The 21,249-nt window shown below is 41.4% G+C and carries 23 protein-coding genes; 14 read left to right on the forward strand and 9 right to left on the reverse strand.

Translation table 11 applies throughout. The features are described 5' to 3' along the window. Positions 1-172 precede the first annotated feature (172 nt). The 3 genes from NSS92_RS17885 to NSS92_RS17895 are packed head-to-tail and all read left to right on the forward strand — an operon-like array spanning position 173 to position 3,430. Positions 173-1,123, forward strand: coding sequence for an ABC transporter substrate-binding protein (locus NSS92_RS17885; RefSeq protein WP_340869715.1), 951 nt, complete (start codon positions 173-175; stop codon positions 1,121-1,123). Then, positions 1,089-2,147 carry a FecCD family ABC transporter permease gene (locus tag NSS92_RS17890; protein ID WP_340869717.1) on the forward strand — a complete coding sequence of 353 codons (1,059 nt, stop codon included), beginning with the start codon at positions 1,089-1,091 and terminating at the stop codon, positions 2,145-2,147. Before NSS92_RS17885 ends, NSS92_RS17890 begins: the two co-directional genes overlap by 35 nt. Beyond that, positions 2,144-3,430, forward strand: a complete 1,287-nt coding sequence (locus NSS92_RS17895; protein WP_340869719.1) for a heme ABC transporter ATP-binding protein — start codon at positions 2,144-2,146, stop codon at positions 3,428-3,430. The genes NSS92_RS17890 and NSS92_RS17895 overlap by 4 nt, the downstream gene beginning before the upstream one ends. A 167-nt stretch (positions 3,431-3,597) precedes the next feature. On the opposite strand, the gene NSS92_RS17900 is transcribed toward NSS92_RS17895, so the two are convergent. Further along, positions 3,598-3,912, reverse strand: a complete 315-nt coding sequence (locus NSS92_RS17900) for a putative quinol monooxygenase (RefSeq protein WP_340869721.1) — start codon at positions 3,910-3,912, stop codon at positions 3,598-3,600. A gap of 259 nt (positions 3,913-4,171) precedes the next feature. Between NSS92_RS17900 and NSS92_RS17905 the strand changes: the two genes are divergently transcribed. From NSS92_RS17905 to NSS92_RS17935, 7 genes are all read left to right on the forward strand, one after another. Continuing rightward, positions 4,172-4,741, forward strand: a complete 570-nt coding sequence (locus tag NSS92_RS17905; protein WP_340869723.1) for a cob(I)yrinic acid a,c-diamide adenosyltransferase — start codon at positions 4,172-4,174, stop codon at positions 4,739-4,741. A gap of 165 nt (positions 4,742-4,906) precedes the next feature. Beyond that, entirely contained in the window at positions 4,907-5,299 is a 393-nt protein-coding gene (locus tag NSS92_RS17910; protein ID WP_267586618.1) for a hypothetical protein, read from the forward strand. A 15-nt stretch (positions 5,300-5,314) separates the two neighbouring features. Beyond that, entirely contained in the window at positions 5,315-5,983 is a 669-nt protein-coding gene (liaH, locus tag NSS92_RS17915; protein WP_142945164.1) for a stress responsive protein LiaH, read from the forward strand. A gap of 104 nt (positions 5,984-6,087) precedes the next feature. Beyond that, on the forward strand, positions 6,088-6,957 hold the full coding sequence (gene liaG, locus NSS92_RS17920; protein WP_267586617.1) for a LiaG family protein: 870 nt from the start codon (positions 6,088-6,090) through the stop codon (positions 6,955-6,957). Positions 6,958-6,960: 3 nt separating this feature from the next. Continuing rightward, entirely contained in the window at positions 6,961-7,752 is a 792-nt protein-coding gene (liaF, locus tag NSS92_RS17925) for a cell wall-active antibiotics response protein LiaF (protein WP_267586616.1), read from the forward strand. Then, positions 7,749-8,813, forward strand: a complete 1,065-nt coding sequence (liaS, locus tag NSS92_RS17930) for a two-component system sensor histidine kinase LiaS (RefSeq protein ID WP_048237405.1) — start codon at positions 7,749-7,751, stop codon at positions 8,811-8,813. Before liaF ends, liaS begins: the two co-directional genes overlap by 4 nt. Further along, positions 8,810-9,445 (forward strand): response regulator, encoded by a 636-nt coding sequence (locus NSS92_RS17935; protein ID WP_024423423.1) that lies wholly within the window; start codon positions 8,810-8,812, stop codon positions 9,443-9,445. Before liaS ends, NSS92_RS17935 begins: the two co-directional genes overlap by 4 nt. 42 nt (positions 9,446-9,487) lie before the next feature. Here the strand turns inward: NSS92_RS17935 and NSS92_RS17940 are convergent, their stop codons facing one another. The 4 genes from NSS92_RS17940 to NSS92_RS17955 are packed head-to-tail and all read right to left on the reverse strand — an operon-like array spanning position 9,488 to position 13,517. After that, positions 9,488-9,856 (reverse strand): hypothetical protein, encoded by a 369-nt coding sequence (locus NSS92_RS17940; RefSeq protein WP_340869730.1) that lies wholly within the window; start codon positions 9,854-9,856, stop codon positions 9,488-9,490. 37 nt (positions 9,857-9,893) lie between these two features. After that, positions 9,894-11,015, reverse strand: coding sequence for a Ger(x)C family spore germination protein (locus NSS92_RS17945; RefSeq protein ID WP_340869731.1), 1,122 nt, complete (start codon positions 11,013-11,015; stop codon positions 9,894-9,896). Further along, a complete protein-coding gene (locus NSS92_RS17950; RefSeq protein WP_267586614.1) occupies positions 11,012-12,106 on the reverse strand; it encodes a GerAB/ArcD/ProY family transporter in 1,095 nt (364 codons plus the stop codon). Before NSS92_RS17950 ends, NSS92_RS17945 begins: the two co-directional genes overlap by 4 nt. Further along, entirely contained in the window at positions 12,093-13,517 is a 1,425-nt protein-coding gene (locus NSS92_RS17955; protein ID WP_267586613.1) for a spore germination protein, read from the reverse strand. Before NSS92_RS17955 ends, NSS92_RS17950 begins: the two co-directional genes overlap by 14 nt. Before the next feature lie 112 nt (positions 13,518-13,629). On the opposite strand from NSS92_RS17955, the gene NSS92_RS17960 reads away from it, so the two are divergent. Continuing rightward, positions 13,630-13,797, forward strand: coding sequence for a YvzF family protein (locus NSS92_RS17960; RefSeq protein WP_003213147.1), 168 nt, complete (start codon positions 13,630-13,632; stop codon positions 13,795-13,797). Positions 13,798-13,886: 89 nt separating this feature from the next. Beyond that, positions 13,887-15,281 (forward strand): class II fumarate hydratase, encoded by a 1,395-nt coding sequence (fumC, locus tag NSS92_RS17965; protein WP_024423418.1) that lies wholly within the window; start codon positions 13,887-13,889, stop codon positions 15,279-15,281. A gap of 48 nt (positions 15,282-15,329) precedes the next feature. Here the strand turns inward: fumC and NSS92_RS17970 are convergent, their stop codons facing one another. After that, the gene (locus tag NSS92_RS17970) at positions 15,330-16,208 is read right to left on the reverse strand and encodes a TetR/AcrR family transcriptional regulator (protein ID WP_267586612.1); all 879 of its coding nucleotides are present in this window, start codon (positions 16,206-16,208) and stop codon (positions 15,330-15,332) included. 192 nt (positions 16,209-16,400) lie between these two features. Between NSS92_RS17970 and spxO the strand changes: the two genes are divergently transcribed. After that, positions 16,401-16,565, forward strand: coding sequence for an anti-adapter protein SpxO (gene spxO, locus NSS92_RS17975; RefSeq protein WP_003212782.1), 165 nt, complete (start codon positions 16,401-16,403; stop codon positions 16,563-16,565). A 20-nt stretch (positions 16,566-16,585) separates the two neighbouring features. On the opposite strand, the gene NSS92_RS17980 is transcribed toward spxO, so the two are convergent. Further along, positions 16,586-17,917: a HAMP domain-containing sensor histidine kinase gene (locus tag NSS92_RS17980; RefSeq protein WP_340869737.1), complete on the reverse strand. Its 1,332-nt coding sequence runs from the start codon at positions 17,915-17,917 to the stop codon at positions 16,586-16,588. Beyond that, positions 17,914-18,591 (reverse strand): response regulator transcription factor, encoded by a 678-nt coding sequence (locus tag NSS92_RS17985; RefSeq protein WP_267586610.1) that lies wholly within the window; start codon positions 18,589-18,591, stop codon positions 17,914-17,916. Before NSS92_RS17985 ends, NSS92_RS17980 begins: the two co-directional genes overlap by 4 nt. Positions 18,592-18,917: 326 nt before the next feature. On the opposite strand from NSS92_RS17985, the gene NSS92_RS17990 reads away from it, so the two are divergent. Then, complete coding sequence (locus tag NSS92_RS17990; RefSeq protein WP_340869740.1) at positions 18,918-20,324, forward strand: S1C family serine protease; 1,407 nt, start codon at positions 18,918-18,920, stop codon at positions 20,322-20,324. A gap of 46 nt (positions 20,325-20,370) precedes the next feature. On the opposite strand, the gene NSS92_RS17995 is transcribed toward NSS92_RS17990, so the two are convergent. Continuing rightward, positions 20,371-21,213, reverse strand: coding sequence for an oxidoreductase (locus tag NSS92_RS17995; RefSeq protein ID WP_340870077.1), 843 nt, complete (start codon positions 21,211-21,213; stop codon positions 20,371-20,373). Between the last annotated feature and the right edge of the window lie 36 nt (positions 21,214-21,249).

The following is a 21,249-nucleotide window of genomic DNA, read 5'->3' on the forward strand; positions in this document are numbered from 1 at the left end:
TAGAGTGAAAAACAGTCTTTTTAGAGGCTGTTTTTTTGTTTTGTGAACAGAAAAAGCGCTTTTAGAAATCACATATACAACCTATCTGCACTGTAGTATAATATTCCCGAAATTAGAAAAGAATTGACGAAAGAGATTTCGTCAAGCAGTACATAAACCAGGGGGTTCACTCATGAAAAAGTTAACAGCTATTTGGCTATCGTTATTGCTTGTGATGGGTGTTTTAGCAGGATGTGCAGGCGCTGAGACAGATCACAAAGCAAATGGGTCACAAAATAAAGAAGCGGCCACTGCGGCATTTCCAGTATCGATTAAAGATGCAGCTGGCAAAACAGTCGAAATTAAAGAACAGCCTAAACGAATTGTTTCATTAATTCCAAGTAATACGGAGGTTGCCTATGCACTCGGTCTTGGAGATAAAATGGTTGGACGATCAGACTTTGACAATTATCCAAAGGAAGTCGAAAAGGTAGAGAAGATTGGCGGACTGGAATTCAATGTCGAAAAAGTTATTTCCTTAAAGCCAGATCTTGTATTAGCACATGCATCTCAGATGGGATCAAAAGATGGATTTAAACAGCTTGAAGATGCAGGAATCCAAGTGCTGACTGTAAATGATGCGACCTCCTTTAAGGATGTGTACAAATCAATCAATATGATCGGTGAAGCAGCTGGCGTGAAAGAAGCATCAACAAAGCTTGTAGACGAGATGAAAACAAAACTGAATGACATGAAGAAACAAGCAGATGGGATTTCGAAAGACAAACAAAAAACTGTCTTTGTCGAAGTGTCAGGTGCTCCTGAAATCTATACAACTGGTAAAAATACATTTATGGATGAAATGCTTTCTGTTATCCATGCCAAAAATGCTGCTGGCGATCAAACTGGCTGGGTGCAAATGACAGAAGAATCGATTATCAAACGAAATCCTGATGTCATCGTGACAATTGATGGTTCCAGCTTAGCTGATCTGAAAAAAAGAGACGGCTGGAATGCAATGAAAGCAGTGAAAGAAAAACAAGTCTTTCAATTGAATACGGATCTCGCATCAAGACCGGGACCGCGATTGGTTGAAGGAGTCGAGGCTCTTGCGAAAAGCGTCTATCCTGACACGTTCAAATAAATTGATCATCGCATATACATTAAGTGCTTTACTTCTTGTGATGAGCATTGGAATGGGAATCTCCTTTGGAAGCTTAGGGATTCTCATTCCTTCTATTCTTCGTATATTTGTTCATGAACTATTCGGAGTGCAGTTTGGAACCATTGATTCCATCGATCGCAATATTATGATGAACATTCGGCTGCCAAGAGTCATATTAGCGGCATTAGTCGGAGCAGCATTGGCGTTATCTGGTGCAGCTTTTCAAGGTTTATTAAAAAATCCTCTCGCTGACCCTTATACGCTGGGGGTATCTCAAGGGGCATCAGTTGGAGCCGTAGCGACCCTGTTTTTTAGCTTGCAGTTCCCGCTTTTTGGCAGTTTCACACTGCCATTATTCAGTATGACAACAGCGCTTGTGACCCTCTGTCTCGTTCTCTTTTTTGCTCGTCTTGTTCACCGGGGGATGAGCATCTCTTCTTTAATTTTGACAGGAGTGATTTTCAGCTCTTTTTTGGGTGCGCTCATTTCATTGATGATTGCTTTAACAGGTGATGATCTAAAAGAGATCATTCATTGGCTGCTTGGCAGTGTGTCCATGAGGGGCTGGCGTTATATTGTGCTTTTTCTTCCTTTCTTTCTTATTGGGACCATTGCTTTAATGCTAATGGGGCGAGATTTGAATGTCATGACGTATGGCGAGGAGAAGGCAAAGCTATTAGGTGTACATGTGAAAAGGAGCAAATATATTGTGCTGCTGGCGGGCTCGATTCTGACCGGAAGTGCAGTAGCAGTATCGGGGACGATCGGTTTTGTAGGACTTGTGATTCCGCATTTTATCCGCCTCTTAACCATTACGGATCATCGGCATCTGCTGCCTTTGTCTATGCTGAACGGTGCTTCCTTTCTTGTATTAGCAGATGTGTTATCCCGTACCATCATTGAGCCGACTGAATTACCGATTGGCATCATTACTGCGTTAATTGGTGCACCTGTATTTGGTATCATCCTCATTCGTAAACATAGAGGGGGGACGCAGGTATGATTCAAGTGAAGGAAATCAGAGGTGGATATGGAGAGAAAGAGATCATTCGTGGCATTAGTTTTGAAGTAAACCAAGGAGAATTTCTCGGTATACTCGGCCCAAACGGGAGCGGTAAGACGACCCTGCTTAAAATGATGGCAGGAATTTTAGCACCTAAGAACGGTGAAGTGCGCCTCGGCGGTCACCTTGTTCAATCCTATCAGCCAAAGGCGCTTGCGCAAAAAATGGCAGTTCTGCCGCAGAAATCAGACCAAGCTTTTTCATTTACGGTGGAAGAAACCGTTCAATTCGGTCGTTATCCATATCAAAAAGGATGGCTGCAATCTGTCACGCAAGAAGATGTGCAGGTCGTCAGCAAAGTCATGGAACAAACGGGTGTTGCACAGTTTAAGAATCAACCCATCCATGAGTTAAGCGGAGGAGAACAGCAGCGTGTGTATTTGGCACAGGCATTAGCGCAGGAGCCTGAATATTTATTGCTGGATGAACCAACCAGCTTCCTTGATTTAGCCTATCAAAAAGATTTGCTTGATTTAATTAAAGAAGAAACGACTTCCTCTAGATTAACGGTCATTGGTGTATTTCATGATGTGAACATCGCCAGTTTATATTGTGATCGGCTGCTGCTACTTCATGAAGGAAAGACTGACATGTTAGGACTGCCGCATCATGTCTTGACCACTGAACGAATCAACCGTGTGTATGAAACAAATGTGACACCGCTCCAGCATCCATTTAGGGCAAACCCTCAGCTGATGGTTGAGCCTGCGGCTTCTTCTAAAGCATCTATTGTAAACATAATGGATGGCTGGAGGACATATGGCTCAGAAGGAATGACGTTTTCCGTGAATCAGCCTCTTCGCATCCTTTCCTCACATAAGAAAAACGGCGGATTCTTTTGGAAAAGGTCTATTGGAACGGGAACGAAGATGCTTCATGAACAGCTAGAGTCAACTGAAGATATGCTGTTTTTCGAGCAAGCTAACGGATTAGCGCAATATGCCACAGAAGACGCCGAAGACGATATGATCCTTTACGGCATGCTTCAGCAAGAAGAGTTGACCATTTGGCTTATCCTGAAACGATCTTTATCAGACGGAGCAGCTGTTCAGCTCATGGGGCAGCTTATGCACATCATGAAGCAAGAAACAAACATTCCAATCCATCACCTTTGTATTGCTGCATTCAATACGCAAGAAACGGAAGATGCTGACCTTTTACACGAAAGATTAGGACAAAAGGTGCAAGGACTTCTTCATACGTTGAAAGTCATTCAAAAGTGAATGTACAATTATATTTAGGTTAGTTGAGTAAAACAGTTGATATTAAAAGGACTACACATATCTAAAATGTGTAGTCTTTACAATAGTTCTTAATCTTTGCTTTAAATAAGAAAAAAAGCTGTAACAATGACAGCCAGTTCTAATTTTATATCTAAGGCGGTTTAATTCTAATTAGATGAAATGCCCTTTCCGCCTTTTGTTATTAAAGTATTGATTCTTTCCATACCAGTAATAATTGGTTTCGCACGACTTATTAATGTTTGGGTAGCTTCGAGACCTAGAGACGCTTGATGGGCATCTTCATTTGCCCACACTTCATAAACATAAACAGAACTTGGTTCATTCTCGGAAATATTCACAAGATATATTTCACATTCATCCAAATTCTTCATTGATTCTGCTGCTTCTAACAGAATATCAACCATTTTTTCTTTTTCGCCTTCTTGTACCAAAAACTTGTTAAATAAACTAAATTTACTCATACCATCCTCCTTCATTTTGTCTTAATCATATTTTGCATTATAAACTATATCTTCAATCACTATTTTATAATGAAATAAAAAGGATGGTTTGCCTTCATAATGGACTATCTATCCTATTATTTAATATCTTAATTTAACAAATGGTTCACTTTTCTGTTTCATTGATGACATTCATTCATCATGTTTTAGTAAAACAACTGCATCTTATTCAGTTCGGGTTATACTAAAAAGACAAAGCAGTAGAAAAGGAGGAAAACCGTTGAAACTTTATACGAAAACCGGGGATCAGGGCCAAACAGGCTTGATCGGCGGAAGAGCCGATAAAGATGATGTGAGAGTAGAGGCATATGGTACGTTAGATGAGGCGAATAGCTTCATTGGACTTGCACATGCAAAGTTACGGCAGCATGGCGAATTGTTTCAGGATCTTTTGTCAGAGCTGATCGTTATTCAGCATGAGCTGTTTGACTGCGGCGGTGATTTGGCAGCAGTGACACCACGTAAGGAAGGCAAATTAACAGAAGCCTCTGTGACAATTCTTGAGCAAAGAATGGATGTCTATGTTGAAGAGGCCGCGCCGCTCACCAAGTTTATTTTACCGGGCGGTCAGGAAGGCGCTGCTCTCTTACATGTAGCGAGGACAGTCGTCAGAAGAGCAGAGCGGCATATTGTGACGCTTGCGAAACAGGAGGAGATTCCAGCCGTTGCACTCACATTCGTAAACCGTCTCTCCGACTATTTATTTGCAGCCGCCCGAATCGTGAATCATCGGCTTGGTGAATCTGATGTTGAATATGAACGAAGTGCCGACGTGTTTCGTTCTAAATAAGGAAAGCACTCTTCCAATAGAAGAGTGCTTTTTTATTAGGTTCTGCCGCTTAGTCTGAGCATTGTTACGACTCTAGTCGCAATCAAAGATCAATCTGTGACACGTTTTGCCGGCTTTCTTTTTTGACTATAGTTAAAAGCAAGGAGCAAGAAAGGAGGCATGAAGATGAAAATAACAAGTAAAACCATTATCGGTTCAATTTTATTGTTTGTCGGTTTATCCATCTTCTTTGGTGGTTCTTTAGGTGGGCTGATCCCGACACTGATTGGGGCATGGCTCATCTATGTAGGTGTAAAGAAATATGAAAAAGGCAGTAAACCCTTAGGTGTCATTCTAGCAGTCATTGGTGTACTGATCGTCGTGCAATTTTTGCCGTTTATACTTGGCATCGCATTTGCAGGGGTACTTCTTTATTTTGGCTGGTCGATGATCAATGGTGGATCTACAAAAGAATCATCAAGCAGAACCTATATGGAGCCAAACACGGCACCTAATATGGAAGAACCGATTCACACGTCTTTTGATCAAGAATGGGAAGACTTTTTAAAGAAAAAATAAAAGGAGGAACATCAAATGGTATTAAGAAGAGTAAGAGATATGTTTGTTGCATCTGTCAATGAAGGTTTAGATAAATTGGAGAATCCGCGTGTCATGCTGAATCAATACGTTCGTGATATGGAGGATGATGTTGCGAAAGCGAAACATGCCATCATCAAACAGCAAACGATTCAGCAAGGCTTCCTGCGCAAAGCAGAAGAGACGGAAGCATTTGCTGAAAAGCGAAAGAAGCAGGCCGAGCTGGCATATCATGCGGGAGAAGAAGAACTTGCACGAAAAGCGCTCACAGAAATGAAGTATTTTGAAGAAAAGCACAACGAATATCAGGAAGCGTACCAGCAATCTGTGAAACAATTGAAAGAGCTGAAAGAGCAATTACAGCACTTAGAAACGAAGCTGCGTGATATAAAGGACAAGAAGCAGGCGCTGATTGCAAGAGCCAATGCCGCACAGGCAAAGCAGCATATGAATGATTCTATCAATAAAGTAGACAGTGAAAGTGCATATAAAGAGTTTCTTCGAATGGAGAACCGTATTGAAGAAATGGAAACAAAAGCAGGCAGCTATGCACAATTTGCGGATCAAGGGGCATATGCTCATTTAGATTATGCCGATGAAGTTGAAAAAGAATGGCAGAAGCTCAAGCTCGAGAAAAAGCCTGAACAGCAGCAAGCAAACGTATAGAGATCACATCGGAAGAAAAGCAGGCTTTTTCTTCCGATATTTGATTTCTTTCTGTTTCGCTTTTCCTTATAATGAAAAGGTCAGAAGATAAAGGGATGGTATGAATGAAGCGATTAATCGGTCTAATTTGTATACTTGTAGGTATCTTTTTAATGATTGGCATGCTTTTCAAAAATGAAAATCTCTTTCATTTAAGTTTTTCCCGTGAAAAACCAGTGACAACAGCTTCAGCGAAAAAAGAGGAGATTGATCAATTAGATATTTCTCTTTCTGGGTTTCGCGTGAAGGTAAAACCTGAAAATCGTTCCGATATTTCCGTGACTGCTGTCAATGGAAAAGGGAAAATGTATGCGGAGCAAACAGGCGGTACCTTTAAAATTCGTGCTGAAAATAAAAGCTTCTTGTTTTTCACTCAATTTGAAAAAGGAGAGCTTTTAGTTAAAATTCCAACAGATTATCATAAAAATGTGAAGATTACGGGTGGAAGCGGTGTCAGTGACATTGACGGAGAAGGAAAGTTGTCCCTTCAAGATGTGATACTCAAATCAACGAGCGGAAATCTTACAGCTGAGAATTTCTCAGCAAATAATGTAGAAATCAAAGCAACCTCTGGCAGGCTGGCAGTGTCGCACATCGATGCGAAGGATAGTGATATTGGGGCAACTTCAGGGCGTGCCGATATTAATGATGTCAAAGGCGAGCTGCAATTGGACATGACAAGCGGTCGATTGACGGCAAGTTTTGATACAATTGAGTCACCTGTCTCCTTTCATATGACATCAGGGAGCGCGAAATTTAATTTACCAGATGAAGGAGATTTCAAGGTTCAGGTGAAAAAAACAAGTGGAAGCGTCGATCACTCGTATGACTTTGATCAAGTGGATAGTGAAGGTCGAGGCTTTACAGGTACGCGGGGAAAAGGTACACATTTAGTCGATATTGAAATGACAAGTGGTAACCTCAAGCTGCGGTAATGAATGAAAGAAAGGAAGGAGGCGAGTCAACTGCGTTTTACAAGGAATCAAATTTTAGGCATCATTGTCGTGATTTTTGGTATTAATTTATTTCTCAAAATTATTGGGATCGGAGCAGATTTGTTTTGGCCTGTGTTTTTTGCGCTGGCGGGTTATTGGCTGCACTCACGATCCAAACGTTGGCTCGGTTCAGTTTCCTATATTTTTGCCGGCTTTCTCTTCTTAAAATTTCTGCTCAATATTACATTTAGTTTAACAGGTTACTTATTTGCGGCCTTTTTGATTTATGCCGGCTACCGCCTATTGAAGAATAAACCTGTTTTTGATGTCGACAAAAAGGAAACAACAGACGATGGGAAGCCTTCACTGAAAGTCAATCTTGAAAAAGAGGGCGATCAGAAGAAAACAAAAAGCCAGACAAAGCCGCGTAAAGAGCATGACTTTTTTATCGGTGAAGTCAGGCTGATGAAAAAGCCGTTTCAATTAAGTGATTTGACGATTTCAGGTTTTATTGGCGATGTTAAAATTGATTTATCAAAGGCGATCATCGCAGAAGAAGAGAGCACGATCGTGATTAGCGGGCTGATCGGAGATGTGGATATTTACGTACCGCAGGATATTGAAGTATGTGTGAGTGCTTCCGCCGCGATTGGTGATATGAAAATCATAGATGAAAAAAGAAGCGGATTCGGCAGTAAAGTGTATGTGATGACCAACGATTACGATGAGAGCAAACGAAAAGTGAAAATCTCCATCTCTCTACTGATCGGAGATGTGGATGTGAGATACTTATGAGGAAATTGCATTTAGGTATCCAGTGGCAATCTGTTCGTCTTGGCGTTGGTATCTCGCTCGGTGTTGTGACGATGACGACACTGCCGATGTTTTTTTATTATCAGCTTGATCCGATGATCCTGCTTTCTACCCGCTGGTTTGGCATACCGTTTTTTTGTATTTTACTCATCGTTAGTCTTGCGATTGGGATTTCTGCCGGGAGTGTATTTGGCTATCAGCATAAGAAGCGCCTCGATCAGCTTGTAGAGTCGATTTTGAAGTTTGAAAATGGAAACTTTGCATACAGACTGCCGTCTCTTGGCGACGATGAAATTGGCTTAGCTGCCGATCAATTAAATGAAATGGCGAAGCGTGTGGAAGGCCAAGTAGCCTCTTTGCAAAAGCTTTCAAATGAACGGGCTGAATGGCAAGTTCAAATGAAGAAATCGGTCGTCTCAGAAGAGCGGCAGCGGCTAGCACGGGAGCTCCATGATGCGGTCAGCCAGCAGTTATTTGCGATTTCGATGATGACCTCAGCTATTCTTGAAGGCATGAAGGAAAAGGACGAAAAGATATTAAAGCAAATGCAGCTTGTCGAACGAATGGCTGGTGATGCGCAAAATGAGATGCGTGCACTTCTGCTTCATCTAAGACCGATCACTCTAGAAGGAAAAGACCTGAAAAAAGGCTTAATTGAGCTGCTAAATGAATTCCAAGCAAAGCAGCCGATTGATATTGATTGGGAAATTGAAGATGATGTTCCGTTATCTAAAGGAGTAGAGGACCACCTCTTCCGAATTGTGCAAGAAGCCCTGTCAAATGTATTTAGGCATGCAAAGGCGACAAAGGTAACTGTGCGCCTGCTCATAAGAAACCGGCAAGTGCAGCTAAAGATTATTGACAATGGTATCGGCTTTCAAACAGACCATGTGAAGACAGCCTCCTACGGACTTGAATCGATTCGAGAGAGAACAAGTGAGGTAGGCGGTGTCGCAGAGATTATGTCATTCGAGGGAAAAGGCACACAAATTGATGTGAAGGTTCCCATTTTTGATGAAGGAAAAGGAGAGAACGTTCGATGATTCGAGTGCTTTTAATCGACGATCACGAAATGGTGAGAATGGGGCTTGCCGCCTTTTTAGAGGCGCAGGCTGATATTGAAGTCATTGGTGAAGCGTCAGATGGACAAAAAGGTGTAGAGCTAGCCGTTGAATTAAAGCCAGATGTGATTTTAATGGATCTTGTCATGGAAGGGATGGATGGCATCGAAGCAACGAAAAGAATTTGTCAGGAAATTGAAGATGCCAAGATCATCGTTCTGACAAGCTTTATTGACGATGATAAAGTCTATCCAGTGATTGAGGCGGGTGCTTTAAGCTATTTATTAAAAACATCCAAGGCAGGAGAAATTGCGGATGCCATCAGATCTGCAAGTATCGGTGAACCAAGACTTGAATCGAAAGTGGCTGGAAAGGTCATGAATAAACTCCGTCATTCATCAAATGGGTCCATCCTTCACGATTCATTAACAGCAAGAGAAATGGAGATCTTGAAGCTGATTGCGGATGGGAAATCGAATAAGGTCATTGCCGAGGAATTATTTATTACAATTAAAACGGTGAAGACCCATATTACCAACATTCTTTCCAAACTTGATGTGGAAGATCGAACGCAGGCGGCTGTGTATGCGCACCGTCATAAGCTGATTCAATAAAAAAACAGCTTTCAAGTGAAAGCTGCTAGAACATGCGTAAAATTAGTCCTTCTGTCCTGTGATCGGACGTTCGGATAGTTGATGGAGCTCAGGAACTGGAAAAGCCTCCTGCTCCTTGGCCGATTTTTCTTCCAGGGTTTTCTTCATTTCGGATAAAAGCTTTACGCTCTCCTTTGCTGCTGCCGCTTTTTTTTCCTGCAAATCAATGATCTGTGAAAGTCCGACGAATAATCCGCCTCCCATCAGAAGGAGCGCAGGGGTTTGTCCATAATAAACCACGATCAAAAATGTGCTAGAAAAGCTGTCGGCTTCAATGAAGAAATCTTCTTTTGATTGCATGAATACAACGATTAACAGAAGTATCCCTAGAATCAAAAATAGAATGCCGGCCGAAAGTAAAGCTCGTTTCATGATTGACACCCTTTTTTTCTTACCATTTTAACATACTCTATAAAGATTGTGTTGCGCCCTTAGTCCCGAAGTCACGGATTTTCACATTTGCCTTGTAACGAATGTCCGATTCACTAAAAATTTCATCCCAATGCTTCGCTTCTTTTCGAAAGTCCTTCGGATATGCAATACTCGCTTTTTGATAAAACCCGCAAATATCTGCTTTGATCTCATGTTGTAATTCTTCAATGAAATTTTTTACGCTTTTCTCTAATCGACGCTCCACAACACCTTCAATTTCTTGAAGATACTTTTCATTGAATGCGTTCTCCCGCTCATTCCAATCCTCAGACAATCTTCCATCAAGCTTCACTGACACATTAAATTGATATCTTCCGCTGGCTGTTTTATTCGTTTCAATGCTGTGTTTCAGTTTAAAAATTTCAAACGAATAGATGCTGTGATCATATTCAAATTCAATGACTCCGCCTTCTCCGTCTCCGGTCAACAGGTTATAGGACTGCACGGCTAACGGAGAGATGTTGGTGAGAAATCGTCTGTTCTTTATAATAGAGGCTCCGTCCAGCATTAATTTCCCTTGATCCACACCGACTTTCGGAACAGCGAAAGATACGTTGTTTTGCATAGCAGAAGAAATATCTCCTAATGAAACAGGCTTGAGCATACTTATGGTCGATTTTGTATTCTCAGAAATATCATATAATGTAGAAGAAGCTGGCTGCCCATCGTCATTGATTTTCAGCAAGTCCCCAGGCTTCTCAGAGGTCATAAAGACGAGGCTTCCTCTCCTCGTTTCATTGTCGCGAATGAATTGATTAATGACGAGGTCGAAATTATTCTCATTGATGAGCTCCTCAGAAAATAAATACACCCTCAGCTGCTGGGCGAAAATACGGTGACTTTTGAGCGTCGTTGTTCGGAATATTTGATGTACGGAATCACCACTAGTTTCAATAATCTTTGTTGGATCTTTTACGCTGGATTCTTGCTCAATTTTTTGAGGAACAAGGACTTGCATAGATATTTTAAGCTTATGACCGTCATCTCCTTTATCTAAGCCATAACCAATCGCCATGTTGAGCTCCTCAATATTGGTACTATCCCAGCATCCACTTAATAGAACAAGGGCCAGGTATGCAAAGACCGCCTTCTTTTTCATGCTGCTTTCCGCCTCCTTTTAAAAAACACGATGATAAATAAGAGAAACGGGAGGATGCCGAATAAAAGGAAAAATAAATGGTTCACATAGGTTAAATAATCACGTACTGTATCACCATCCTTTGGGAAAACGGCGGCAAAGTAGATGACAATTCCCATCAACGCGAGCACGACCTTTTTTGGTAATTTTGTTAGTTTGGATACCCCCATTGCAGCAAAAAACGTATATCCTACAAAGCTCGTATAAAGCTGAACAAGCCAAACGATGAGCAAAAAGGATTCAATTCGCTCAATAAAAATCCCTTGTATATCAAATGATTGAAATAAAGCAATCGTCGGCCAAGTCAAAGTCGCAGTTTCTTTCACGGTGAATGCACCAACGACAAGAATATAGGTGAAAATATAGATGATCGCAGGAATCAAAAAGCCGACTGCGCTATAAGCAAAGGTGTGTTTTTGCGTGTTCATATAGGCGGGCATAAACAGCATCATTTCAATGCCGACAAACGAAATGGCTGATGCGTTAAGGGATTTGAAAACAGGGGAGAATCCCTCTCCTAAAACAGGCCGGAGGTTATCTAACTTAAATTCTTGAACACTGAGTCCGTATGCAACAAATAAGATAATCAAGGTGACAATGAGGAAAAAGGGGCACAGTCTGGCAAAATCACCAATCCCGCCAACTACGAGATAAAGACCAACCAAAATAAAGCTGATCATTGTCACCGCTACAGGTGTGTTTTGAAGCAGAAAGAACTTCACCATTTCTGACATAGCCCGTACTTCATAGCTGGCAACGCCAAGAAAATAAATAATAATGAGCAGGTTAGCAAGAGCACCAATCCACTTTCCAAGCCCCTCATTTGTATAGTCATAGTAAGAGGAGAAGGGAACTTTTTTCATCATAAGGACATTCACAAAAATAAACACAATGTAAATGGCACTCATAAGTAAGAGCGCAATCCAGCCGTCAGGTGTAGCTGCAGCCTGTGCCATTGCTCTTGGCAGAACCATCATACTTGCACCTAATGTTGTATTGGCAATAATGGCACTTGCCTGATAGCTGGTAATCGACTCTTTATGATTGACCATATCGTTCTCCTTTCTTTTGATTTTTCAAAGGCAATCGAATGATGGAATTGTCTTCATTTTTATAGCTGAACACAAAATCTGGTGAGAAATAAGGCGTACCAAAACTTTTTTGCCGTGTTAAATGGGTAAGGAGAACGAGCATGAACAGCACAATCCCATATAAACCCAAAGTAGCTGCCGTAAACATGGACACAAAGCGGAGCACGCGGAACGACATGCCCATCCCATATTGCGGGACAGTGAATGATGCAAGGGCCATCACACTGACGATAATCACCATGATTGAGCTTACAATATGAGCCTGAACGGCGGCCTGCCCAATGACGACTCCACCCACAAGTCCAATCGTTTGTCCGAGCGGATTTGGCAGCCTTAAGCCGGCTTCCCGCAGCAGCTCAATGGTTATTTCCATGATGAGTGCCTCCACAATAGGCGGAAAAGGGACATTTTCTCTAGTACTTGAGATTGAAATAGCCAGAGGTGTTGGTAAAAGTCCTTGATGGAAGGACACAAGCGCAATATAAATGGCTGATAAAAATAATGTCAGAAAAATAGAGGTAAACCGCAGCATACGAATGAGAGAAGCAGCGATCCACCTTTCATAATAATCATCAGGTGATTGCATAATCGTCGCGAGAGAAGCAGGCACTATTAACACAAAAGGTGAATGATCGACAAAAATGGCGACACGTCCATTATTTAAAGCAGACGCCACTTTATCGGGGCGTTCTGTGTTTTGAATTTGCGGGAAAGGAGAGTACACATTGTCTTCAATCAGTTCCTCAAGGACACCAGAGTCTTGTATATCATCAATGGTGACTTGCTTGAGCCGTTTTTTGACTTCTTTTAAAACGGACGATTGAGCCATACCGTCAATGTACATGATGGTCACTTGGGTGTATTTCTTTTGTCCAATCTTCATGTCGACCGTTTTGAGGTCGGGGTTTTTCAAACGCTGTCTCACAAGAGCTAAGTTCGTATCTAAATCTTCAATAAAACCAATTTTCGGTCCTCTTACAACTGTTTCAGAGGTAGCATCACCTATACTGCGTTTCTTCGTTCCATGCGTTTCTAAAATATACGCATGCTGAAATCCGTTAATCAGTACCACGCAATGCCCATCAAAAATCGCATCGACCAATTCCTCAGAGGTTTTCACCGAACGGGTGGTCATCATTGATAAATTGGATTCCAGCTTCTCTTTTGTGAGAGACGTATGATCTTGGAGAAGCAGCTTTAAAAAGGTTTGAATCTCCATCTTTTCGTTCATTTCTTTTATGTATAAATAGTAAACAATCTGTCCGTGAGGCAGCGTTTTTTTCTCATGGACCAAATCGTCCATTTCCTTTAATTGTGGAAGAATGACGGAGAGATTATCGTATAAGTGTTCTTTTAATGGAGTATGTTTCATTCGGATCACCCGCCTCAAATCTTTTTCTTAGCATTACCTGCTTGAAAAAACAATATTCTGTGTTACATTATTTTGTGGTAAAAGAAAGAATGAGGGTTTTGGAGGAAACAAGATGGCACAAATTCGTTTAGCAGGAACAAAAGAGGAGATCGACCGTATTCTACAGTCGTTTGACAAGCATTATGAGGTGACATATACATCAAAGGATTACGGAAAAACGAACCCAAAATACAAATATTCGAAGGATGTTCGCGTTTATATTGAACTAAAATTAAAATAAAGATAAAATTTTAATTGAAAACGCTTAAAGGATTTTTGTTTTTTGTATAGAATAGAGTTGAGTGATGAGAAGCTATGGAGGGATACATAATGACGGAATTTAGAATCGAAAAAGATACAATGGGCGAAATCAAAGTGCCGAAGGACAAGTTCTGGGGTGCACAAACACAACGAAGCAAAGAAAATTTCAAAATCGGTTCTGAGAAAATGCCAAAGGAAGTTGTGAATGCGTTTGCAATTTTGAAACGTAGCACAGCGATTGCCAACGAACGTCTTGGCAACCTTGAAAGCGAAAAAGCAGAAGCAATTGCTGCTGTATGTGATGACATCATCAGCGGAAAGTATGACGAGCATTTCCCGCTTGTTGTTTGGCAGACAGGCAGTGGAACACAAAGTAACATGAACATGAACGAAGTCGTTGCAAACAGAGCAACTGCTTACTTGAAAGATAAAAATAGCGAGTTCAGCATTCACCCGAATGATGACGTTAACCGCAGCCAAAGCTCAAATGATACATTCCCAACTGCTATGCACGTGGCAGCTGTTTTAGCTGTGTACAAAAAATTGCTGCCTGCTATTGACCAGTTAAGAACAACTCTTGATGAGAAAGCAAAAGCGTATCAAGAGATTGTGAAAATCGGCCGTACGCACTTGCAGGATGCAACACCGCTGACAGTTGGTCAAGAGATTAGCGGCTGGGTATACATGCTGGATCGTTCAAAAGAAATGATTCTAGAATCAACTGAAAAAATGAGAGAATTAGCAATTGGCGGAACTGCTGTTGGTACAGGAATTAACGCACATCCTGAGTTCGGTCAATATGTTGCTGAGGAAATCAGCCAGCTGACAGGTCAAACATTCAATTCTTCACCAAACAAATTCCATGCGCTGACAAGCCATGATGAAATTACGTATGCACACGGTGCCTTAAAAGCACTTGCAGCTGATTTAATGAAAATTGCCAATGATGTAAGATGGCTTGCAAGTGGTCCTCGCTGCGGAATTGGCGAATTGATCATTCCTGAAAATGAGCCGGGAAGCTCAATTATGCCAGGAAAAGTCAACCCAACCCAAAGTGAAGCTTTAACCATGATTGCAGCGCAAATCATGGGGAATGATGCCACAATCGGTTTTGCGGCAAGCCAAGGAAACTTTGAGCTGAACGTATTTAAGCCAGTGATTATTTATAACTTCTTGCAATCAGTTGAACTACTTGCTGACGGCATGAACTCATTCCATGACAAGTGTGCAGTTGGAATCGAACCAAACCTTGAAACGATTGAGAAAAACTTGAACAATTCATTGATGCTTGTGACGGCACTTAACCCGCACATCGGATATGAAAATGCAGCAAAAATTGCAAAGCTTGCGCACAAAGAAGGATTAACACTAAAAGAAGCAGCACTTCAATTAGAGCTGTTAACAGAAGAGCAGTTCGAGCAATTTGTGAAACCAGAGGAAATGGTGACACCGAAAGCAAAATAAGAAACCAGGGGCAGCTGCCCCTGGTTTTTTTCATTGAAAGTGATGTGTTTACAAATGATCCTCTTTCAAAATGCGCAAAAGTGACTCAGAGTTGGTTTGAAGCGGTGCGTATAATTTCAATTGGTACAGCATGCCTTTCACAATGACTTGTCTTGGTTTTTGTTTGTTTAATTCATTTTCTAGGATGCCAAGCGCTTCAAATAACTCAGGCTCGTTTTTCACTTCATAGTGTGCTTCAGCACTCTCTCTTAATTCCTTTAAAAGAGATTCTGTGAGCGGATCGAAGGACCGTTCATAAATCGGACCAAACCAATCGCTCGCTTGATCTACAGAAATGAGAGGAAGATCATTTCGCTTCATCATACCGCCCATCAAATCATCGATACGATGGATCATGGTTGTGGCAAGCTCTTCTGCTTCCAGCTGAAAGTCATATAAAATTGCAAGCTCGAAATAAACGTGGCTCATGCCCTCAATCGTCAAACATAAATCAGCCATATAAGGAATAGCAGCGTCTCCATACACTTGTTTAATGTTATCGATGTGAAGCTGGACGGTTGCAAGCCTAATTTGTTTTGCGAGCTGCTGCGTTTCTTCATTCAATGGAAGCGCCCTGTCGCTCAGCTGCATTTTAATAAAATCCTTTTGCTGCAAAATATTATCGTAATAGACAGTGAGCTGTTTGCGGTAGGCTTCTTTTGGTGTGCCGCCCTCTGTTTGAACCTCATGAATCCGGGTAAATACCTTATCGTAATAGTAATGAAGGATCGAAATGAGCAGTGCTTCCTTTGATTTAAAATAAAGATAAAAAGCACCCTTTGACATGTGGCATTCATCTGCAATTTCCTGAACAGACGTTGTGTTATAGCCTTTGCTGGCAAATAATTTCATGCCAGCCTCAATGATCATTTTTTCTTTCTTTTTCAAAATGAATGTCATCCTTTCTTACCGAGAGACAAATGTCTTAGGAAACGTGCGCAAAGAGATGTGACTTATCGGTCATAAACGACGAAAGTTTTCAAAAATTAATCAGATTGTAACTTGTTTTTTACAGTGTAATTCTTTATATTATAAAGTAAGGTGACCAACTGGTCAAAATATGTGAAAGGATGATGTTCCATGAGAGAAATCGATGATATGATTAGACGCTTGCGAACAAAAGGGATTCAAGTAGAAAAAGTCAAAATGCCGAAAGAGACAACCATTGAAAAGAAATGGATGTATCAAGCTGGCAAAAAGATCAAAGCCACATACCGTGATTTCAATGGGTATTCATTCATCTAAAAAAGACTGCGGTCAAAAACCTACAGTCTCTTCTTTGGAACTATGATTGTATAACGTACGCCTAGATCATCATTTTCAATAAATATGGACGCTTGATGCATTGAAAGGATTCTTTTGACAATGCTTAATCCAATACCGAATTCGCCCTTTTTTCCCTTACTAAAAGGCTCGTATAGGTTGGATAGCATATGTTCTTCAATTGGAGGACCGTCATTACGAATGACAATGCGGATTTGATCCTCTTCCTGTTTCATCTGAATATCAATCTTACTTTTTGCGTAGCGAAGTTGATTTTCTAGTACATTCTCAAATAATTTGCTCCATTGTTCTGGATCGCCTTCAAGAGCAGCCTCATCATCTAAGTCCACGTTCCACTGCAATTCATTTTTCGACCAGCGTATTCGGTCGACCACTTCCAGCATCGTATTACTGATTAGGAAGGAAGAATGTGCGGGATGTTGTTTAGATAAATAATCAAGCTTTGTTAAGTACAGCAGATCCTTGATTTTCTTCTCAAGCTTTTCCGCTTCACCTTCAATGACTTCCACCGTTTGTTCAAGATCTCCCTTAGGAAAAATACCATCTTTAATGGACTGCGTATAGCCGCGGATGACCATGACAGGTGTTTTTAAATCATGTGAAATATTCTGCAAAAGTGTCCGTTCCGTTTCATCTTTCTGGATGAGTTTTTGTCTCATTTCTTCAATGGTATGACCGAGCTTGCCGATTTCATCTTGACGGTCAACGATGACAGGATCGTCCCAGTCCTCTTGTGCAATCCGTTTGACGTGCTTTTCAAACGCAACGATTGGTCGGGATAAATAGCGGGCAAGCCAAATCGATGGAATCCAGCTTAGTAAAATAACGGTGCCTAAGATGAAGATCAGCTGTTTAAACAGCGTAAAGGACAGGTCGTCTCGATAAGAATCTGGTGCATAGGACAGAAGAATATATTGTGTATTGCCTGATGATACCTTTTTGATGACAAAAAAGATATGCTGGCCGTTCACCTCTTCAGAATACCGTTTTGTTGCGCTTTTTTGTTTTCTCACAAACGATTGGATTTTCTCAATAAAGGCATGCGGGAAAAACTGCGCCATTTGATCTAATTCATCTGACGGGATCAAAATGTGCTGCACGGAGCGGTTTTCCGGTGTCGATTTTGGCGAGCCGTCTCGGTTCAATGGATATTCTGTCAGCACTTGCTGTTCATTTTCGATATTTTTATAAATTTCATTTGTGAAGAAGTCACGTAATGTATTGGAAAATAGAATAATCAGGACAATTGAAATGGTGAGCAAAATGCCAGAGATCACAGCCCAAATTTGAAAAGCGAGCGGTTTGTTCTTCATCCTTTAAGCATCCTATAGCCAAATCCATAGATGGTCTCGACCTTTAAGTCGGGCATTTTTTTACGCAGCCGTCTGACAAGGTCATCAACCACACGATCAGTCCCGAAGTAATCGTGTCCCCAAATCTTGACGAGGATATCTTCACGAGAAAAAGCATGTCCCTGGTGATGTGTAAATAAAAGCAGTAAGTCAAATTCCTTAGAAGTTAAGTTAATGAGCTGACCCTCTTCATAGACCTCTCTTACATCCTCATGAATGACATAAGAAGACACTGGTGTGACGCTTTGCGGCTGCGGGGTATCGCTGTTTTTATACACAAGCTCCAGCAGCTTTTGTACCCGAATGATCAGCTCACGCGGAAGAAATGGCTTCGCAATATAATCACTGCTTCCCAGCTCTAAACCGAGGACACGGTCGATATCTGCATCACGTGCTGAAATAAAAATGACCGGTACGTCAGGTGATGCGGCTTTGATTTCTTTAATGAGGGTGTAGCCGTCTGTATCAGGCAGCATGATATCTAAAATCCATAGATGCGGCGGCTTGTTCATTGCCTCGCGTGCCGCTTCTCCAGTTAAAAAAGAGGAGACATTCCAATCTTCACTCTCTAAATATTTGGTTAACAGTTCATTTAAGTTTTGTTCATCTTCAACTAAATAAATGGTGTACGACAAAGTCTTCCACATCCTCTCAACGTCATTATAACGGGATACGAAGGCGGCATGTCAACAATCACACGCTTTTTTCACAATTTCACATATTCTTCTCATCATTATCCCATAATGTTTGATTATGATAAGGTCAAGGGAAAAAAGGGCATAGACAAAAGGCGGATGAATAGGTGCTTTTCATCAATGTGCGCACCTTGCTTTTTTTCTATGAATAAGTATTATATAATTTGACATATTGCCATAAAGTAATTTTCAATGATCTTTCCATTAAGAGGACTTGAGTCCTATCTAGACATATGAATGAAACATGATGTAAAGGAGTGCAAGCGATGGATTTCCGAAGAGAAGATGAAGAGAATAAGATGATTCATCATGAAAATGCGAATCAAGACAATGAAATGAATCAGCAAAAAGATACCGATCAAGAGAATGAGAAACAAATAGACGCACCAGAAAAAGAGAAGGAACTTGTTTTTCACCAGCATGAAAACGAAGCATCTGCCACTCAGGAGAGTGTGACAAATCATTCTCCTCAAATGGTGGATGACCGTGCGTCGAAAAAAGAGAAAAAGCGCAAAGCGGCATGGCTGAGCCCGATTCTTGGAGGAATTATTGGCGGGGGTCTTGTACTTGGCATTACACCGCTTTTGCCGCAGTCACAGGATACAGCTGCCAACACGCAAACGCAGACAGCATCAAGCGAGCCGGCAGCCTCAGATAATTTCTCGACAAAACAAATCACCAATGCCACAAATGTTGCTGATATGGTAGAAGATTTAGAGCCCACTATTGTTGGGGTCTCAAACTATCAATCTACACAAAATTCGTTTGGCTTAAGCGGTGATCAAACAGAAGCTGAAGCTGGAACAGGCTCTGGTGTCATCTTCAAAAAAGATGGCAAAAAAGCGTACATTATTACAAATAACCATGTTGTCGAAGGTGCCAATAAAATCAAGGTCACCCTTTATGATGGAAAAACAAAAGACGCAAAGCTTGTCGGCAGTGATGTCATGACAGATTTAGCCGTTGTTGAAATGAACGCAGACGGCATTGATAAAGTGGCGAGCTTTGGTGATTCTTCTAAGCTTCGTGCTGGAGATAAAGTCATTGCCATTGGGAATCCGCTCGGTGCACAGTTCTCAGGTACTGTGACAGAAGGAATCATTAGTGGTCTTGATCGTACCGTAGAAGCAAATACGTCATCTGGTACGGTGGAGATGAATGTGCTGCAAACAGATGCAGCGATTAACCCAGGAAACAGCGGGGGGCCGCTTATTAATACTGATGGTCAAGTCATTGGCATCAACAGCTTGAAAATCAGCGAAAGCGGTGTGGAATCACTCGGATTTGCGATCCCAAGTAACGATGTCAAACCGATTGTAGATGAGCTGTTGAAAAATGGAAAAGTTGAACGTCCATACCTTGGCGTACAAATGATTGACCTTGAGCAAGTGCCTGAGACGTATCAGGAAAATACGCTCGGCTTATTTGATAAACAAATCGGCAAAGGTATTTACGTAAAAGATGTTTCAAAAGGTTCACCTGCACAAAAAGCAGGCTTGAAATCTGGAGATGTCATCATCAAGTTCAAAGGGAAAGACGTAGTGAACAGCTCTCAGCTGAAAGAAATTCTTTACAAAGAAACAAAAGTCGGCGATAAAACCACAATGACTGTCATCCGTGAAGGAAAGAACAAAAATCTAGATATTACCCTTGGACAGTCAGATAGCGAATAAATAAAAAAACAGGTGGATGTCAACATATCCACCTGTTTTTTTGTGCTTATTTTTTTGAAGAGAGTGTACGTAGTATGATGTGTTCCCACATGTTCCAAGGAAGAAGCTGCTTTGCTGTGAATGAAAGTCGTACGCCTTTTCCAACAAGATATCTCAGCCGTTTCAGCCGCTTCTTTTCTGCTAATCGTACAACAAGCTCCGCCACTTCACGAGGATCTCCATAGTTGGATTTCTGGGCATCAATATGGGCCATCATCTTTTGATAGAGTTTTGTGTATTTCGATCCTTCTGCTGGCTGAATCATTTGCTCGTTCATGGAAGTGTTCCAAATATTCGTCTGGAAAGAGCCTGGCTCGATCAAGGCCGCCTGTATACCGAACGAAGCCAGTTCAATCCGCAAGCTTTCTGTATAGCCTTCCAACGCAAACTTAGACGATACATATGGAGAAAGTGCAGGCATCCCCATTAATCCGCTGATGCTGCTCATATTGAAAATCTTTGCACCACTCGTCATAAACGGCAGCACTGCTTGGGTCATTTCCATCACACCGAAGACATTCACTTCAAATTGCTGGCGGTATGTGTCGACAGGAACCTCCTCCGCAAAACCAGCAAAGGCTGTTCCCGCATTGTTCACAAGCAGGGTAATGGGTGTATAGGCATGAAGTTTCTTCTGAAATGCTTGAATTGACTGCGTATCGGTCACATCTAACGCTTCAATATGTATCATGCTGGATAAAGAGGCTTGCTCGATTTCTTCAGCGAGCTTTTTTGCATTGGTTTCCTGTCTGACGCCGGCAATCACTGTATAGCCCCGCTTGGCGAGACGCATCGTGATGAGCTTGCCAAAGCCGCTATTGGCACCAGTTACAATGGCTGTTCTTTTCATCATCCGGTTCTCCTTTTTGTTTAAATTTATCATAGT

The sequence above is a fragment of the Bacillus sp. FSL M8-0166 genome (genome assembly GCF_038008825.1).
GTDB classification, from domain to species: Bacteria; Bacillota; Bacilli; order Bacillales; family Bacillaceae; genus Bacillus; species Bacillus safensis.

Bases quoted from the DNA above. Each gene is read 5' to 3' on its own strand.
- NSS92_RS17885 (WP_340869715.1), top strand. From the start codon at position 173: ATGAAAAAGTTAACAGCTATTTGGCTATCGTTATTGCTTGTGATGGGT.
- NSS92_RS17895 (WP_340869719.1), top strand. From the start codon at position 2,144: ATGATTCAAGTGAAGGAAATCAGAGGTGGATATGGAGAGAAAGAGATC.
- NSS92_RS17900 (WP_340869721.1), bottom strand. From the start codon at position 3,912: ATGAGTAAATTTAGTTTATTTAACAAGTTTTTGGTACAAGAAGGCGAA.
- NSS92_RS17910 (WP_267586618.1), top strand. From the start codon at position 4,907: ATGAAAATAACAAGTAAAACCATTATCGGTTCAATTTTATTGTTTGTC.
- liaH (WP_142945164.1), top strand. From the start codon at position 5,315: ATGGTATTAAGAAGAGTAAGAGATATGTTTGTTGCATCTGTCAATGAA.
- liaG (WP_267586617.1), top strand. From the start codon at position 6,088: ATGAAGCGATTAATCGGTCTAATTTGTATACTTGTAGGTATCTTTTTA.
- liaF (WP_267586616.1), top strand. From the start codon at position 6,961: ATGAAAGAAAGGAAGGAGGCGAGTCAACTGCGTTTTACAAGGAATCAA.
- liaS (WP_048237405.1), top strand. From the start codon at position 7,749: ATGAGGAAATTGCATTTAGGTATCCAGTGGCAATCTGTTCGTCTTGGC.
- NSS92_RS17935 (WP_024423423.1), top strand. From the start codon at position 8,810: ATGATTCGAGTGCTTTTAATCGACGATCACGAAATGGTGAGAATGGGG.
- NSS92_RS17940 (WP_340869730.1), bottom strand. From the start codon at position 9,856: ATGAAACGAGCTTTACTTTCGGCCGGCATTCTATTTTTGATTCTAGGG.
- NSS92_RS17945 (WP_340869731.1), bottom strand. From the start codon at position 11,015: ATGAAAAAGAAGGCGGTCTTTGCATACCTGGCCCTTGTTCTATTAAGT.
- NSS92_RS17950 (WP_267586614.1), bottom strand. From the start codon at position 12,106: ATGGTCAATCATAAAGAGTCGATTACCAGCTATCAGGCAAGTGCCATT.
- NSS92_RS17955 (WP_267586613.1), bottom strand. From the start codon at position 13,517: ATGAAACATACTCCATTAAAAGAACACTTATACGATAATCTCTCCGTC.
- NSS92_RS17960 (WP_003213147.1), top strand. From the start codon at position 13,630: ATGGCACAAATTCGTTTAGCAGGAACAAAAGAGGAGATCGACCGTATT.
- fumC (WP_024423418.1), top strand. From the start codon at position 13,887: ATGACGGAATTTAGAATCGAAAAAGATACAATGGGCGAAATCAAAGTG.
- spxO (WP_003212782.1), top strand. From the start codon at position 16,401: ATGAGAGAAATCGATGATATGATTAGACGCTTGCGAACAAAAGGGATT.
- NSS92_RS17980 (WP_340869737.1), bottom strand. From the start codon at position 17,917: ATGAAGAACAAACCGCTCGCTTTTCAAATTTGGGCTGTGATCTCTGGC.
- NSS92_RS17990 (WP_340869740.1), top strand. From the start codon at position 18,918: ATGGATTTCCGAAGAGAAGATGAAGAGAATAAGATGATTCATCATGAA.
- NSS92_RS17995 (WP_340870077.1), bottom strand. From the start codon at position 21,213: ATGAAAAGAACAGCCATTGTAACTGGTGCCAATAGCGGCTTTGGCAAG.